This window comes from Polynucleobacter sp. 39-46-10 (genome assembly GCF_002282275.1).
The window spans coordinates 1-16,924 of record NZ_NCJB01000042.1; the positions used below are offsets into that span (position 1 = coordinate 1).

Consider the following 16,924-nt stretch of genomic DNA (forward strand, 5'->3'; position numbering starts at 1 on the left):
TGCCACCACAACGTTTTGCTGAGCGACTGAAAAAAGTATTAGAAAATTGAATCACCTGAGACTGGATAAGTAAAAACTTATTCAGTCTTCATTATTAAAGTTATTTACTTGCCTTGATAAGGCGAGCAGCCTCAAGCGCGAAGTAAGTCAAGATGCCATCTGCGCCAGCACGTTTAAATGCAAGCAAAGATTCCATCATCACAGCGTCGTGATCAAGCCAGCCGTTTTGTGCGGCAGCTTTGAGCATAGCGTATTCGCCACTTACCTGATAGGCAAAGGTGGGGTAATTAAATTCATCGCGGACTCTGCGTACGATATCCAGGTAAGGCATACCAGGTTTGACCATCACCATATCAGCGCCTTCACTGATATCGAGAGCAACCTCCCTTAAAGCCTCATCAGTATTGGCGCAATCCATTTGGTAAGTTTTCTTATCAGCCTTGCCCAAATTTTTTGCCGAACCTACTGCATCACGAAATGGGCCATAAAAAGCCGAAGCGTATTTGGCTGAGTAAGCCATGATGCGAGTATGTATAAGCTTATTTTGCTCTAGCGCTTCACGAATTTTTCCAATTCGACCATCCATCATGTCTGATGGTGCGACGATATCAACACCAGCTTGGGCTTGAGCAACAGCTTGTTGCACCAAGATTGCTGTGGTCTCATCATTCAGAATACGACCTTGGTCATCTAATACACCATCTTGACCATGACTTGTGTAAGGATCAAGTGCGACATCTGTCATGATGCCCAAATTAGGAAAGCGTTTCTTGAGTTCACGCACTGCAGTTGGAATTAATCCATTGGGATTAAAAGCTTCTTTCCCATCAGGGGTTTTCAGGGATGCATCAATCACCGGAAAGAGTGCCATCACAGGAATACCTAATGAAACGCATTCTTCAGCGACGCTAAAAAGTAAGTCGAGCGATACACGACTGACGCCTGGCATCGAAGCAACAGCTTGAGATTGATTTTTACCCTCTAACAAAAATACGGGATAGATGAGATCGCTTGCACTCAGATGATTTTCTTGCATCAGGCGACGGGACCAATCATCACGTCGCATGCGACGAGGACGATGAGCCGGAAAGTTCAATAAAGAGTTAGCTTGTGATTTCATCTTCTTGAGTCTCTGCTTCAAATAACCATTTAATGACAATATTGTCGGCTTCTTCAAGACCAATACGCTTGGTGCTCGAGAATAATTGTGCCGTAAGTTGTTTGGATTCACCGTCGCCATCAGGCAAGGCTGGATCGTATTGCTGTAATTGTTTGCGTACCGCCTCCAAAGCATGCTTGCACTCACTTTTATTGAGCTTGTCGCACTTGCTGAGCAAAATATGGATTGGTTTGCCAGTAGGAACAAACCACTGAATCATTTGCTCATCCAGATCGGTGATACCGCGCCTGGAGTCCACAATCAAGATCATGCCCACCAGTTGCTCCCGCTCCTGCAGGTAATCGCTTAGAAGGGCATTCCAGTGGTATTTGGTCTCATGATTGACTGCTGCATAGCCATAGCCAGGCAAATCCACTAGATAGGCTAAAAGATCGTCTTTTGCAAAAAGCCCAAAATAGTTAATGTGCTGAGTACGTCCTGGCGTTTTACTGGCAAAAGCGAGGCGTTTTTGGTTGCAAAGTATGTTAATTGCGCTAGATTTACCCGCATTTGAGCGCCCAGCAAATGCCACCTCTCGGAGTGGAGTGGCAGGCAGGCAATGGGTGTCATTGACTGTGGTCGCAAATCGGGCTTGAAAGAGTTTAGACATGTCCAGAAGCTATTGTAAAATCACGCAAAATCATGAAATATCTCATGGTGTTGGGTAAAAGGTTGTAAAAGTAGGGCCCAAACACTTTTAGGAATTTTTGCCAAGGTAAACATAATGCGTCAAACCTCTCAAATCTCCAAATTAACTAGCGTAACTAGCGTAAGCGCTAGCCTAGCGGCCAGCTTCTTTCTGGCAATGACCAGCTTCTCTGGCGTGGTTAGCGCTGCAGATCCTGCGCCTGCTGCTGCCCCGATGGTGGAAGCCGCTGCAAAGCCAGTAGTTCCTGGCAAGCCTAAAGCCGATCCTGCTGTTGGTGAAGCGCTTTACTCGAACGGCGATGCTAGCCGTGGCGTGACTGCCTGCCTGACTTGCCATGGCCCTAAGGGTCAAAGTGCAACCCCGGCTTGGCCTAAGCTTGCTGGGCAGCATGCTGCTTACATCGCCAAACAATTGAAAAATTACAAAGACGGCACTCGTGCTAACCCAATCATGATGGGTATGGCCGCCACCTTAACTGAGCAAGATATGAATAATATTTCTGCTTATTTAGCAAGCCAGCCTGCATCCCAAGGCGTTGCTCAGAACAAAGATACGATCGATTTAGGTCAAAGCATCTACCGCGGCGGTATTGCCGCTAAAGGCGTTCCAGCATGCGCAGCATGTCATAGTCCAACTGGTGCCGGCATCCCATCACAGTACCCACGTATGGGTGGCCAATGGGCTGAGTACAACGCAGTTCAGTTGCTAGCTTTCCGTGAGGGTACTCGTAAAAATAGTGCACAGATGACTACGATAGCTACCAAGCTTTCTGATCAAGAAATGAAAGCCGTTGCTGATTACATGGCGGGCTTGCATTAATTTGCGTTCAGTAAAAAACAAAAACCCCGCTATCTCAGCGGGGTTTTTTATTGCCTAGAATTCACTGGGTTCAATAGATTATTTATTGAATTTAATTCGGCAAGACGTTTTCACTAGCAAAGAGATCGGCAACATTTTCACGTGCACGAATGACGTATGCATTTTTTCCATCAACCATAATTTCCGCAGGTTTTGGTCTGGTGTTGTAATTCGATGCCATTACAAAACCATATGCACCTGCTGACAAAATAGCCAGTAAATCGCCCTCTTCAACTGCAAGCTCACGATCTCTTCCAAGCCAGTCGCCAGATTCGCATACGGGTCCAACGACGTCATAGGTTGAGCTTGCAACTTGTTTTGTTTTGACTGGAACGATGCCGTGATAAGCCTCATAGAGGGCTGGACGCATTAACTCCGTCATTGCTGCATCCACAATACAAAAGTTTTTTTCAGCACCAGGCTTGAGATACTCTACTTGAGTCAAAAGCACGCCAGCATTACCCACAAGGGATCTGCCGGGCTCTAGGACGATATCGAGATGCGCAAAGCCACGCTCAGCAACACGGTTGAGTAAGGTGTTCGTGAAATCAGTGATGTCTGGTGGGTTGTCATCGCCATACGAAATACCAAGACCTCCACCCAAATCAAGATGATGAATCTCAATACCTTCTTTTTTCAATTGAGCAACTAACTCGAGCACTTTATCAAGCGCATCAAGATACGGTGCGGTAGTTGTGATTTGTGAGCCAATATGACAATCAATACCAACTACATCAATTTGTGACAGCAGTGCAGCTTCACGATACGTCTTTAAAATCTCGTGATAAGCGATGCCAAACTTATTCCCTTTTAATCCAGTGGAAATATAAGGGTGGGTTTGTGCATCGACATCGGGATTCACACGCAAAGAAATTGGGGCGCGGCAATTAAGCTTAGTAGCAACACGATTAATTTGGTGCAATTCTGCAATCGATTCCACGTTGATGGATTTAACACCAGCCTCTAGTGCCTGTGCAATTTCGGGAGCGGATTTGCCAACACCTGCAAATACCAAACTCTTTGGATCTGCACCAACTGCAAGTGCGCGAGCTAATTCACCCCCACTGACTAAGTCAAAGCCAGAGCCCAATTTTTTAAAGCAATCGATTACTGCTAAGTTACTGTTCGCTTTCATTGCATAGTGAACGCGCGCACGTCTTTTGCCAGAGGAATCTACACAAGCTTTGTCATAAGCTTGATACGCCTCAGTTAATGCTTTTTTGCTGTAGACATATAAAGGCGTACCAAATTCTTTTGCTAAATCTGACAAAGGAATTTCTTCTGCATACCAATTGCCATTACGTTCTGTAAATCCAGCTAAATCGGGGAGTGGAATTGCTTTACTTGTCATTGCTTAGTCGATATTGGGTTAGTAGCAGCAGGGCTTTGGGGTGGATAGAGCTTACCTTTGGGCTCCGGCTCAGAGGGAGGGCTAGGTGCCGGTGGCACATTTGGCAAATATAAAGGCCCTCTAACCCCACATCCAACAAGGGATATTAGGAGGCTAATACCGAGAGTTCTTTTAAGAATCGCTATCATGAATGTCTCTAAAACGAATGATTGAATATAGCATGCAGGACTCTAATATGAAGCCAAGCAATTTAACGGTCGAAACCATTGATGACAAGCAATTCCATCAGTTGGGCAGTAATTTATTGCAGTCAATAGAAGTGGCATTGGAGGCTGCAGACGATACGCTAGATCTAGATCTCGATGTAGAGCGTCAGGGTGGGAACGTCATCAATATTCGATTTAGGGATCGCAGTGTCATTGTGGTCAATACACAACCGCCATTACATGAAATCTGGGTTGCTGCTAAATCAGGTGGCTATCACTATCGTTGGGCTGGTACTGTAGCCTCCCCACAGTGGTTGGATGCTAAAACTGGGCGCGAGCTATTAAGCGACCTATCGGAGTTTGCTAGCGCTCAATCTGGGCAGGCGATCACTATTGGCCTGCTTCAGAAATAAAGATCAAATATCCCGGGAAGCTAGACTGCACCAGTGGCAGTTAGGGTATCGATGACCTGAGCATCAGGAACGCTCTTAATTTGTGCTTTGCCAATCTTTTCTAAAACGACATAGCGAATCTGACCACCCTCAGTTTTTTTGTCTACTTGCATTAATTCCATGTAACGCTGTGCACCAAACTTGGGTGGCGCAATTGGCAGATTCATGGCTTGAATAATTTGGGTTAAGCGATTGACTTCATCTTGAGTGATGAAGTTCAGGCGCCGTGAGAGATCTGCCCCCATCACCATGCCGCAGCCAACAGCTTCACCATGTAACCACTCGCCGTAACCCATGCCAGCCTCAATCGCATGACCAAAGGTATGCCCGAAATTGAGGGTTGCACGAATGCCGCCTTCTCTCTCATCTGCCGAAACAACTGCCGATTTAATTTCGCAAGAGCGCAGAACTGCATATGCCATTGCCTCGGTATCACAGGCTAGCAATGCCTTCGCATTTACTTCAATCCAGTTTAAGAACTCAGCATCTGCAATAGCACCATGCTTAATCACTTCAGCTAGGCCTGCAGAGAGTTCACGCGCGGGTAAGGTCTTCAAGGTATTGAGATCAGCAATGACTGCTGCCGGCTGATGAAACGCCCCAATCATATTTTTTCCGAGCGGATGATTGATGCCTGTCTTACCACCGACAGAGGAGTCCACTTGAGCCAATAAGGTTGTTGGTACTTGAATGAAGCGAATGCCGCGCATAAAGCTAGCGGCAGCAAAGCCAGTCATATCGCCAATGACGCCTCCACCCAATGCTACCAACATGGTTTGACGATCAGCGCCAAACTTGAGGAGGTCATCAAATATCAACTGAAGATTTTTCCAGTCTTTATAAGACTCTCCGTCAGGCAAGACAATAGTTCTGACGGGCTTGCCAAGTTTTTCTAAAGTCCTGGTGAGGCGCGCTGCATACAAAGGTGCAACTGTCGTATTGCTAACGATATAAATCGATGTCGCTTTTTCGCAGGCGCTAAATAATTCTGGCTGATCTATTAAATCTGTACCAATATGGATGGGGTAGCTGCGATTGCCTAGATCAACTTCTAATGTTTTCATGGATAAATTTATGCGGAGAGTTCGAGTTGCATGATTAAGGTGTTGACCAACTGATTGACGCTGGGTTTTCCAGTCTCAATGACATAGTCAGCAATTTCGCGATACAGAGGATCGCGGCTAGCATAGAGGTTTTCTAGAATCTTTTTAGCGTCGCCACTCTTGAGGAGTGGTCGACCTTCACCGCCTTTAGTACGATGCCATAGCTCCATAGGATTGGCGTGGAGATAAATTACCGTTCCTCTTTCGCTGAGAAATTGTCGATTCTCAGGAAGTAGCACAGCACCGCCACCAGTTGCCAAGATGACATCAGGTTCTGCGGTAATGTCCTTGATAGCCTGAGCTTCGCGTTTGCGAAATCCATCCTCACCCTCCATTTCAAAAATGACCGGAATTTTGACTCCACAGCGATCTTCAATCACATGGTCTGCATCTAAAAAGCGGCGACCCAATTTCTTAGCCAGCAATTTGCCGACGGTCGACTTCCCGGCGCCCATGAGACCAATGAGGAAGATATTGTTGGATGAAGAGTTCACCCTTCGATTTTATTAGTGTTTGTCCAGCACGGTGGGGGTTAAGAAAACTAATAGTTCAGTTTTATCTGCTAATTTTGATTTATGCCGAAATAAATGCCCAATCAGCGGAATATCGCCTAGGAGTGGAACTTTGATCTCGTCATCGCGTTCGGTGGTTTGAAAGATGCCCCCAATGATGGCTGTCCCCCCGTTTTCAACCGTCACTTCAGAGCTGAGGTTTTTGGTGTCAATCGCATAGCCCTGCTCGGTTTTCATGCCAATAGTGTCTTTATTGATACCTACCAACATGGAGATCTTTCCATCTGGATGAATTTTTGGCAAGACCTCAAGGCGTAAATTGGCCTTACGAAACTGCAATTTGCTCCCGCTTTGAGAGCTCACTTGATACGGTAGCTCGGTTCCTTGCTCAATCGTGGCTTTCACCTGATCGCCAGTCATGATGCGAGGGTTGGAGAGAATCTTGCCCTGGCCATCCGATTCTAGGGCTGAGAGTTCGATTTGTAAAAGACGTGCCGCATTCTTCGAAACCAGCGTAGCTGCCAAGGTGGCTGGGTTAAAGCCAGCCAAGCCAGTTCCTGCAAGATCAAGGTTGGCACTTGCGTTTTGGTCTGGCTGGTTACCAATGCCATTGGCTTGATATCCCAGCTTCACGCCGAGTTCGCGGGCAAAGCGCTGATCTGCTTCAACGATGCGGGCTTCTATGAGGATCTGGCGAGGGCTATTAATGTGGTCGCCCCCAAAAGGCAGGGCAGCATCCTCCCGTCGAAATTTTTGAAAACTTTGAATTTCTGCATGAGGCCCAATCCAGTAGATATCCCCGTTTCGTACTAGCCGTAATCCTCGGCTGGCTAAGATCGAATGAAGGGCGGTTTGCCAGGGAGTGTCCTTAAGGTCGACTGAAATCTTGCCCTGAATAGATTCACTGAGAAGAAAATTGGTATCCCCCATTTTGGCTAAAACCTGCAAAAGTTCAGTTATTTCAATTTGGCTAAATTGCAAGCTAATGCGACTATCTTTAGGTTTGCTCGATGAGCTTATTTCGGGGTGATTTCCTAATGCTGGTTCGAGTAACAAAACCAGAATTATCAGCACCAGGCTGGCATAGAATTTTGGAAAGATCTTCAATAAAATTACTCCGATTGGGTGGATTTAAAAGTGATGGATTTGCCTTTGGAGTGGTTTAAAATGGCTTGCTCTTTTGCTACTTGAGTCAGACGCCATTCCCCTAAAGCCGGCTCCCCGTTGCCGATCATCCTGGTGGTCTTGCCGGTATGAAAAAAGGCCTGCTCCTTCAATCCCATCCGGGCAATGCCCAAATACCTCCAGCGACGAAGTTCTGCCTCATGGGGTATAGCTATAGGCTTGGCTTGGGTGGCCTGAATTGGTGGTTTTATATTTAATAAGTGAATACTTACTTCTATTTCATCTATTGCTTCGTATAGATCTTCTCGTTCAGACTGCCATTCACTTTGAGAGAGTTCAAGCTCTTCTTTGAGTGACAGCAGTTGATTCTCTAGACCATGTATTTCTATCTCAACACTAGATTTATTGACAGCTAAATAAAAAAAGGACCCTCCTCCACAAAGCAAGAAGATGCCACCAAAGATCCAAAATGGGCTGAAGGTGATGCCTTTCAGTTCAAAAGATTTGGCAGGAAAGGAGGGTTTTGGAGTCCTACTTTGGGGCGCGGTATCCACTCTGGGTGGAGAGGATGTTTTGCGAATTCCATGAGGATCTGGAATGGCGGGGTCATCCCCTAGCTCACTCAGAATGTCATCAAAAGATTGGGGGGAGATATGGCGTGGAGGCATGCCATATTGTTCGCACTGGGGATAGTAAAAGCGATCGGAAAAAACGGAATTTAGTGTCAGAGAAATCTGCAAAAAAATATTTCACACAAGGGTTTTGGAGCTTTAAGGAAAAGTACGTAAGCACCCTATAATTTGACTCTATGGCTCTACCCCCAAAAGACAAGCCGCCTCTAAATCGGCGATTTAACCGACAGCCTGATAGACGTCCCGGTCAGCCAAGAGCGGAGCATTTCTCGTCCAAAAAATTAGGAAGCAATCCCCTCATTAAGGCCATGCTGATTATCAGCATGGCCTTTTCGGTGGTAATTACCTTGTTGCTGGGATACGCCTTCTTAATAGCAAAGCCGAATCTGCCGAAGATCTCGGCATTAGTTGATTACAACCCGAAAACGCCATTACGGATTTATACGGCTGACAAGGTGCTTATTGGCGAGTTTGGAGAAGAGCGCCGCAAGGTGATTCCTTTAAATAAAATACCAATGAGCATGCGTAACGCAGTCTTGGCTATCGAAGATGATCGCTTTTACTCTCATGGTGGGGTGGATTACGTAGGCATTCTGAGGGCGACACTCACCAATTTACGTGGCAACCTCTCCCAAGGTGCATCAACCATTACCATGCAGGTCGCTCGCAACTTCTTCCTCAGTAATGAGAAGACTTTCAGCCGCAAGATTTATGAGGTGCTCCTGTCTTGGGAAATTGAGTCCCAGTTAAGTAAAGACAAGATTCTTGAGATTTACATGAATCAGATCTTCTTGGGTCAGAGGGCTTATGGATTTTCTAGTGCGGCCCAGATCTACTTCGGTAAAGAATTAAAGGACATTACGATTGCGGAGTCAGCGATGTTAGCGGGCTTACCAAAAGCACCATCAGCATATAATCCCGTCAGTAATTTCCGTCGCGCAAAAATTCGCCAGGAATATATTTTGCAGCGTATGCGGGATTTGTCTTACATCACCCCCGAGCAGTATCAAATCGCCATGGCGGAAGAGTTGCACATTCGAGGCCTTGGGAATGAATTTAGTACGCGCGCTGATTTTGCTGCAGAGATGGTGCGCCAATTGTTGTTTACCCAATACGGCGAAGCAATTTATTCCCAAGGAATAGACGTCTACACCACGATCTTGAAAGCAGATCAGGAGGCAGCATACGGAGCAGTGCGTCGCGGTATTTTTGAATATGATTTGCGCCACGCCTATCGTGGACCAGAAGGGTTCATCGATTTACCCGAAGATACGGTGAAGCGTCAGCGGGCAATTGATGAAGCCCTGTTGGCTTACCCACAGTTAGATGATTTGCAGTCTGGCGTAGTGCTCAATGTCAAACCAAAAGAAATGCAAGTGATGATTTCTACCGGAGATACCATCACCCTCAAGGGCGAGGGCATGAAGCTTGCTGCCGCTTCTTTAACGGATAGCACTCAACCCAAAAAACGTTTGCGCCCTGGTGCAATTGTTAGATTGCTTTCGGATGGTGGCATTTGGAAACTGGCTCAATTGCCTCAAGTTGAAGCAGCTTTTGTTTCTATGAACGCCGAGACAGGCGCGATCCTTTCCTTGGTAGGTGGCTTCGATTTCCGCCGCAATCAATTTAATCACGTGACTCAGGCGCAACGCCAACCTGGTTCATCATTTAAGCCCTTTATTTATGCTGCTGGAATTGAAAAAGGATTTTCCCCAAGCACGATGGTGAACGATGCTCCGCTATCTATTGGCAGTATGGAAACTGGCAGTCAAGCTTGGGAGCCGAAGAACTACGATGGTAAGTACGAGGGCATGATGCGTTTGCGTACCGCCTTGGCTAAATCGAAAAACTTAGTATCGGTACGATTAATTCGCGCTATCGGTCCATCTTATGCACAAGAATATATTCAACGTTTTGGCTTCGAGGCAGAAAAGCATCCCCCATACTTAACAATGGCTTTGGGTGCCGGCTCTGTAACACCTTTACAAATGGCATCGGCTTATAGCGTATTCGCTAATGGAGGCTATCGCGTAGACCCATTCTTAATTAATAAGATGACGGATTCCAAAGGCACCATTCTTTTTGAAGCTAAGCCTACTATTGCGCGTGAGGATGCTACCCGAGTGTTGGATGCAAGAACTGCTTTTGTGATGGATAGTATGTTGCAAGAGGTTACAAAAACTGGCACCGCTGGAAGTGCGAGAGCGAAATTAGGGCGCAGTGATATTGCAGGCAAAACAGGAACAACCAATGAGTCGCATGATGCCTGGTTTGCGGGATACAACCCGAAGGTAGTAGCCATTGCATGGATTGGTTTTGATAAGCCGGCAAGTTTAGGTGATCGCGAAACTGGCGGCGGCCTTGCTCTGCCGATGTGGATCTCTTATATGAGTACTGCGTTAAAAGATCAGCCGCAACAAGGGCGCGAAGTCCCTGCGGGTGTGACTCAAGTTGATGGTGATTGGTTTATCCCCGAGTTCTCTAACAATGGTGGTGTGCGCGAACTGCAGTAGTTCGTTTTAGCAATGGCAAGGCAAGCGCGCACCATTATTCCTGGCCAAGTAATGCACGTCATGGTTCGTGGCAATAATCGGGAAACACTTTTTTTTAACGATGCCGATCGCCGCATCTATTTAGATTGGCTGCGAGAGGCTGCAAAACAATTTGGCAGTGCGGTGCACGCATTTGCCTTGATGCCAAATCATGTGCATCTCTTAATGACCCCCCAAAATGCAGATTCGCTTGCAAAGACGATGCAGTCTCTGGGTAGGCGTTATGCCCAGTATTTCAATCAACAGCACCACCGCTCGGGAACTATTTGGGAGGGACGCTATCGCTCTTCACTAATAGACCCAGATTATTTTTTGCGCTGCCAGCGTTACATTGAACTTAATCCTGTGAGGACCGGTTTTGAATCTAGCCCGCAGGATTCAAGCTGGACTAGCTTTGCTTCCCATATTGGTGGCAATGCAGAGCCTTGGTTGGTGGATCACCAGCACTTTTGGAAGTTGGGTAATACCCCTTTTGAGCGACAAATGACTTGGGCGGCATTTGTGAAGGAGGGGGCGCCCCATTGGGAAGATCGCCAAATTACTGAGGCCTTGGTGAGATCTAAGCCGTGGGTGAGCGAAATTTATGCCAAAAAGTTATTTAAGGACAATCCCGACCACGCATTAATCCGTCATCGCGGACGCCCAAAGAAATTAAATTTAATTGATTCAATAAGTTAGAGAATTTCCTGGGGGTTCGGTTTTTAGCCTTGCTTGCTTGAATTTGTGACTCTGTCCCTTTAATAGAAGTTCATTTTGGTGCTGACCTAATTTAAATGGGACAGACTCATTTTATTTCTATTGCATCAGCATGGGTATTCCCCTATATTTGATCCTCCAAAAGTAATCAAGCCCTCGAGGCCAACGGAAATACCATGACTACACAAATGAATACAGACCTTCGTCCAATTGCACAGGGTCTATATGATCCACAAAATGAGCATGATGCTTGCGGCGTAGGATTCGTCGCCCACATTAAAGGTAAGAAGTCACATGAGATCGTTGCTCAGGGATTGAAAATTCTTGAGAACTTGGATCACCGGGGAGCCGTTGGTGCTGACCCCTTAATGGGCGATGGCGCAGGAATTTTGATTCAGGTTCCTGATACTTTGTATCGCGAAGAAATGGCAAAGCAGAGCATTGAGTTGCCACCGTTTGGGGAGTACGGTGTCGGCATGATTTTCTTGCCTAAAGAGCATGCTTCCCGCTTAGCTTGTGAGCAAGAATTAGAACGTACAGTCCGCTTAGAAGGTCAAGTTGTTTTGGGTTGGAGAGACGTTCCAATTGATGTGAAGTTGCCGATGTCTCCAACTGTTCAAATGACAGAGCCATTTATCCGTCAAATTTTTATTGGACGTGGTCGCGACATCATGACAACCGATGCGCTTGAGCGTAAGCTGTATGTGATTCGTAAAACTGCAAGCCATGCAATTCAAGATTTGCATTTAAAGCACGGCAAAGAATATTTTGTTGCATCCATGTCTGCTCGCACTATTGTTTATAAGGGTTTGCTGTTAGCAAACCAGGTGGGCGCGTACTACAAAGATTTACAAGATCCCCGCACAGTATCAGCATTGGCATTAGTGCATCAACGCTTCTCAACAAATACTTTCCCAGCATGGGAATTGGCTCACCCATATCGCATGATTGCGCACAACGGTGAAATTAATACAGTTAAAGGTAATGTGAACTGGGTGAACGCACGCGAAGGTGCTATTAGTTCTCCAGTATTGGGTGATGACCTTAAAAAATTGTGGCCACTGATTTATCCAGGCCAGTCTGACACTGCTTGCTTTGATAACTGCTTAGAGTTATTGGTGATGTCAGGTTACCCATTAGCGCAAGCGATGATGATGATGATTCCAGAGGCATGGGAACAGCACTCATTGATGGATGAAAATCGCCGCGCATTCTATGAATATCATGCAGCAATGATGGAGCCATGGGATGGCCCAGCAGCAATGGCATTTACCGATGGCCGCCAGATTGGCGCTACATTAGATCGCAATGGATTGCGCCCAGCACGTTATTACGTAACTGAAGATGACCTAGTCATCATGGGCTCTGAAGCTGGTGTATTGCCTATTCCGGAGAGCAAGATTGTTCAAAAGTGGCGCTTGCAACCAGGCAAGATGTTCATGATTGATATGGAGCAGGGTCGCATTATCGATGACATCGAATTAAAGGATGCCGTCTCTAAAGCCAAGCCATACAAGAGCTGGATTGATGCGGTACGCGTGAAGCTTGATGAAGTTGATGCAAGCAAAGATGATTTGGTTGATGAAAAAACCACGATTCGTCCAGTGGCAAAATTATTAGATCGTCAGCAGGCTTTTGGTTACACCCAAGAAGACATTAAGTACCTCATGGCACCAATGGCTATGAATGGTGAAGAAGCGATTGGATCGATGGGTAACGATAGCCCATTAGCCGTGCTCTCTAATAAGAACAAGCCACTCTATAACTACTTCAAGCAGTTGTTTGCGCAGGTGACCAATCCTCCGATTGACTCTATCCGCGAAAACATGGTGATGTCTTTGGTGTCTTTCATTGGGCCTAAGCCGAATTTGTTGGATACCAACAATATCAACCCGCCGATGCGCTTGGAAGTAAGTCAGCCGATTTTAGATTTTGATGACATGACCAAAATTCGTCACATCGGTCATTACACCAACGGTAAGTTCCGCTCATATGAACTCGATATTTGCTACCCAGCATCTTGGGGCAAGGCTGGCATTGAAGCGCGCTTGGCATCTTTGTGTGCTGAGGCAGCAGATGCGGTGCGTTCTGGTTACAACATCTTGATCGTGAGTGATCGCCAGGTTGATGAGCAGCACGTGGCTATTCCAGCATTGTTAGCTACTTCAGCGATTCATCAGCACTTGGTGGAAAAAGGTTTGCGTACTAGCGTTGGCCTCGTAGTTGAGACTGGTAGCGCCCGTGAGACACATCACTTCGCACTCTTGGCTGGCTATGGTGCAGAAGCAGTTCATCCTTACTTGGCAATGGAAACTTTAGCTGAAATGGCTAAAGGATTGTCTGGTGACTTGTCAGCTGAAAAAGCGGTTAAGAATTTTGTGAAAGCAGTTGGTAAGGGCTTGCAAAAGGTGATGTCCAAAATGGGTATCTCAACTTACATGTCTTACACCGGCTCACAGATCTTTGAGGCGATTGGTTTAAATAAAGACGTCATTGATCACTACTTCAAAGGTACGCCATCTAACGTGGGTGGCATCGGTGTATTTGAAGTGGCTGAAGAAGCCTTGCGCATGCATCAGTCTGCATTTAGTAATGACCCAGTGTTGACCAATATGCTCGAAGCGGGTGGTGAGTATGCATTCCGTATTCGCGGTGAAGATCACATGTGGACTCCAGATACGATTGCGAAGTTACAGCACTCCACTCGCATTGGCGTGGAGAAGGGTTATCAAACCTATAAAGAGTACGCCAATCTTATCAATGACCAAACCAAACGTCAGATGACATTGCGTGGTCTGTTTGAGTTCAAGCTTGATCCATCTAAAGCAATTCCATTGGATGAAGTCGAGTCTGCAAAAGAAATCGTTAAGCGTTTTGCAACGGGCGCGATGTCCTTAGGCTCTATTTCTACTGAAGCGCACGCTACTTTGGCAATTGCCATGAACCGTATTGGCGGCAAGTCTAATACGGGTGAGGGCGGCGAAGATCCAAATCGTTATGTGAATGAGCTCAAAGGCATTCCAATCAAGAAGGGCGAAACCTTAGCCAGCATTTTGGGTAATGATGTTGTTGAAGCAAACATTCCTTTGCTCGATGGCGATTCATTGCGCTCCAGAATTAAGCAGGTTGCTTCAGGTCGTTTCGGTGTTACTACTGAATACCTACGCTCTGCTGATCAGATTCAGATCAAGATGGCGCAAGGCGCTAAGCCTGGTGAAGGCGGTCAATTGCCGGGTGGCAAAGTGTCCGATTACATCGGTAAACTGCGTTTCTCCGTGCCAGGTGTTGGTTTGATTTCTCCCCCTCCACACCACGATATTTACTCTATTGAAGATATTGCCCAGTTGATTCACGATCTGAAGAACGTGAACCCAGCTGCTGATGTATCTGTGAAGTTGGTATCTGAAGTGGGTGTTGGCACGATTGCTGCCGGTGTTGCTAAAGCGAAAGCAGATCACGTCGTGATCGCTGGGCATGACGGCGGTACAGGCGCATCACCACTGTCTTCTATTAAGCATGCTGGTTCCCCATGGGAATTGGGCTTGGCTGAAACTCAACAAACATTAGTACTCAATGGTTTGCGTAGCCGTATTCGCGTGCAAGCTGACGGCCAAATGAAAACCGGACGTGACGTTGTGATTGGCGCCTTACTGGGTGCTGACGAATTTGGTTTTGCAACGGCACCATTGGTTGTTGAGGGTTGCATCATGATGCGTAAGTGCCATTTGAATACCTGCCCAGTCGGTGTTGCTACACAAGACCCTGAGTTGCGCAAAAAGTTCTCTGGTAAGCCAGAGCATGTTGTGAACTTCTTCTTCTTTATTGCGGAAGAAGTACGCGAGATCATGGCACAGCTTGGTATTCGTAAGTTTGATGATTTGATTGGCCGTGTTGATCTCTTGGATACCCGTAAGGGCATTGAAAACTGGAAAGTACATGGTTTGGATTTCAGTAAGATTTTTGCTGAGCCAGCAGTGGCTAAAGATGTGCCGCGTTATCAGGTCCTGACTCAAGATCATGGTTTGGATAGCGCGCTTGATAACGTTCTGATCGAGAAGAGTCAACCTGCACTACAGCGTGGCGAAAAAGTCTCTTTCATTGTTCCGGTGAAGAACGTGAACCGTACTGTTGGCGCAATGCTCTCCGGAGAAATCGCCCAGCGTTATGGCCATGCTGGTTTGCCTGACGACACCATTCATATTCAATTGAATGGTACTGCCGGACAAAGTTTCGCCGCTTTCTTGGCGCGCGGCATTACCTTAGACCTAGTTGGCGATGGTAATGACTACGTTGGTAAGGGCTTATCTGGTGGACGTGTGATTGTGCGCGCTCCGCATGAGTTCCGTGGCGATACAGCCAAGAACATCATTGTTGGTAACACTGTTCTTTACGGTGCAATCGGCGGTGAAGCATTCTTTAATGGCGTTGCTGGTGAGCGTTTTGCAGTTCGTAACTCTGGTGCCACAACGGTAGTTGAAGGAACCGGCGATCACGGTTGCGAGTACATGACTGGCGGTACGGTTGTGGTCTTGGGTGCAACTGGTCGTAACTTTGCAGCAGGTATGAGCGGCGGCATTGCTTATGTTTATGACGAAGACGGCCTCTTTGAGAAGCGTTGCAATACCAGCATGGCGACTTTGGAAAAAGTATTGCCATCCGCTGAGCAGATTGCCAAGATGCCCCAATCACAGTGGCATGCCCCCGTCGATGTAAAAGACGGTGGTGAGCGTATGACTGATGAGCAAATTTTGAAGGGTTTAATCGAGCGTCATTTCCGCCACACTGGCTCAGAGCGTGCAAAAGCACTCTTGGCTGACTGGGAAAATGCTCGCGGTCGTTTTGTGAAAGTGCTGCCTACTGAGTACAAACGTGCTTTAGGCGAATTGTGGGAAAAAGCACAAAACAAAACCGTAGCTGCGTAATTTGCTAATAAGTTGCTTAATCAATACAGACATTAAGAAAAGATACTAAGGATTCGATATGGGTAAGGTCACTGGATTTATGGAATTTGAGCGCGTAGATGAAACCTACGAAGCCCCTGTTAAACGTCTCCACCACTACAAAGAGTTTGTTGCAGCGTTGACAGATGATGAGGCCAAAGTGCAGGGTGCGCGCTGTATGGATTGTGGCATTCCGTTTTGTAATAGCGGATGTCCTGTAAATAACATCATTCCCGACTTCAATGATTTGGTATTTCATGATGACTGGAAGAATGCATTAGACGTTTTGCAATCTACCAATAACTTCCCTGAGTTCACTGGCCGCATTTGCCCTGCGCCTTGCGAAGCTGCATGTACCTTAGGAATCAATAGCGATGCGGTCGGTATTAAGTCTATCGAGCACGCCATTATTGATAAGGGCTGGGAAAATGGTTGGGTTAAGCCACAACCATCCAAAACCAAGACTGGCAAGAAGGTTGCCGTTGTTGGCGGCGGCCCTGCTGGTATGGCGACTGCGCAGCAATTAGCGCGTGTTGGTCACGACGTTACCGTATTTGAAAAGAATGACCGTGTTGGTGGATTATTGCGCTACGGTATTCCTGATTTCAAAATGGAAAAGTGGCTGATCGACCGTCGCGTTGAGCAAATGCAAGCTGAAGGCGTGAAGTTTGAGACAGGTGTATTTGTAG

Annotated in this window: 14 protein-coding genes; 6 read left to right on the forward strand and 8 right to left on the reverse strand. The window is 46.6% G+C overall.

Features of this window, described 5'->3' with window-relative positions; all coding sequences use genetic code 11:
- Window positions 1-100: 100 nt before the first annotated feature.
- A complete protein-coding gene (gene hemB, locus B7X71_RS05475) occupies window positions 101-1,120 on the reverse strand; it encodes a porphobilinogen synthase (RefSeq protein WP_293598799.1) in 1,020 nt (339 codons plus the stop codon).
- Window positions 1,104-1,769, reverse strand: coding sequence for a ribosome biogenesis GTP-binding protein YihA/YsxC (gene yihA, locus B7X71_RS05480; RefSeq protein WP_293598798.1), 666 nt, complete (start codon window positions 1,767-1,769; stop codon window positions 1,104-1,106). Before yihA ends, hemB begins: the two co-directional genes overlap by 17 nt.
- 114 nt (window positions 1,770-1,883) lie before the next feature.
- On the opposite strand from yihA, the gene B7X71_RS05485 reads away from it, so the two are divergent.
- Complete coding sequence (locus tag B7X71_RS05485; RefSeq protein WP_293600317.1) at window positions 1,884-2,627, forward strand: c-type cytochrome; 744 nt, start codon at window positions 1,884-1,886, stop codon at window positions 2,625-2,627.
- 91 nt (window positions 2,628-2,718) lie between these two features.
- On the opposite strand, the gene lysA is transcribed toward B7X71_RS05485, so the two are convergent.
- Both lysA and B7X71_RS17875 read right to left on the reverse strand, forming a co-directional pair.
- A complete protein-coding gene (gene lysA, locus B7X71_RS05490; protein WP_293600318.1) occupies window positions 2,719-4,017 on the reverse strand; it encodes a diaminopimelate decarboxylase in 1,299 nt (432 codons plus the stop codon).
- Window positions 4,014-4,205 carry a lipoprotein gene (locus B7X71_RS17875; RefSeq protein WP_215376453.1) on the reverse strand — a complete coding sequence of 64 codons (192 nt, stop codon included), beginning with the start codon at window positions 4,203-4,205 and terminating at the stop codon, window positions 4,014-4,016. Before B7X71_RS17875 ends, lysA begins: the two co-directional genes overlap by 4 nt.
- Before the next feature lie 47 nt (window positions 4,206-4,252).
- On the opposite strand from B7X71_RS17875, the gene cyaY reads away from it, so the two are divergent.
- Complete coding sequence (gene cyaY, locus B7X71_RS05495; RefSeq protein WP_293600319.1) at window positions 4,253-4,636, forward strand: iron donor protein CyaY; 384 nt, start codon at window positions 4,253-4,255, stop codon at window positions 4,634-4,636.
- A gap of 20 nt (window positions 4,637-4,656) precedes the next feature.
- Here the strand turns inward: cyaY and aroB are convergent, their stop codons facing one another.
- From aroB to B7X71_RS05515, 4 genes are read right to left on the reverse strand one after another with little or no spacing between them, the layout of a single operon-like run.
- Entirely contained in the window at window positions 4,657-5,739 is a 1,083-nt protein-coding gene (gene aroB / locus B7X71_RS05500) for a 3-dehydroquinate synthase (RefSeq protein WP_293600320.1), read from the reverse strand.
- Between the two features lie 8 nt (window positions 5,740-5,747).
- A complete protein-coding gene (locus tag B7X71_RS05505) occupies window positions 5,748-6,272 on the reverse strand; it encodes a shikimate kinase (protein WP_293600321.1) in 525 nt (174 codons plus the stop codon).
- 12 nt (window positions 6,273-6,284) lie between these two features.
- Window positions 6,285-7,364 (reverse strand): secretin and TonB N-terminal domain-containing protein, encoded by a 1,080-nt coding sequence (locus B7X71_RS05510; RefSeq protein ID WP_293600322.1) that lies wholly within the window; start codon window positions 7,362-7,364, stop codon window positions 6,285-6,287.
- 38 nt (window positions 7,365-7,402) lie between these two features.
- Window positions 7,403-7,969 (reverse strand): hypothetical protein, encoded by a 567-nt coding sequence (locus B7X71_RS05515; protein WP_293600323.1) that lies wholly within the window; start codon window positions 7,967-7,969, stop codon window positions 7,403-7,405.
- Between the two features lie 254 nt (window positions 7,970-8,223).
- On the opposite strand from B7X71_RS05515, the gene B7X71_RS05520 reads away from it, so the two are divergent.
- From B7X71_RS05520 to B7X71_RS05535, 4 genes are all read left to right on the forward strand, one after another.
- Window positions 8,224-10,560 carry a penicillin-binding protein 1A gene (locus B7X71_RS05520; protein ID WP_293600324.1) on the forward strand — a complete coding sequence of 779 codons (2,337 nt, stop codon included), beginning with the start codon at window positions 8,224-8,226 and terminating at the stop codon, window positions 10,558-10,560.
- Between the two features lie 12 nt (window positions 10,561-10,572).
- Window positions 10,573-11,277, forward strand: a complete 705-nt coding sequence (locus tag B7X71_RS05525; RefSeq protein ID WP_293600325.1) for a transposase — start codon at window positions 10,573-10,575, stop codon at window positions 11,275-11,277.
- A 194-nt stretch (window positions 11,278-11,471) separates the two neighbouring features.
- On the forward strand, window positions 11,472-16,217 hold the full coding sequence (locus B7X71_RS05530) for a glutamate synthase-related protein (RefSeq protein WP_293600326.1): 4,746 nt from the start codon (window positions 11,472-11,474) through the stop codon (window positions 16,215-16,217).
- Window positions 16,218-16,275: 58 nt separating this feature from the next.
- Window positions 16,276-16,924: FAD-dependent oxidoreductase (locus tag B7X71_RS05535; protein ID WP_293600327.1), on the forward strand; the 649-nt coding region annotated here is incomplete at its 3' end.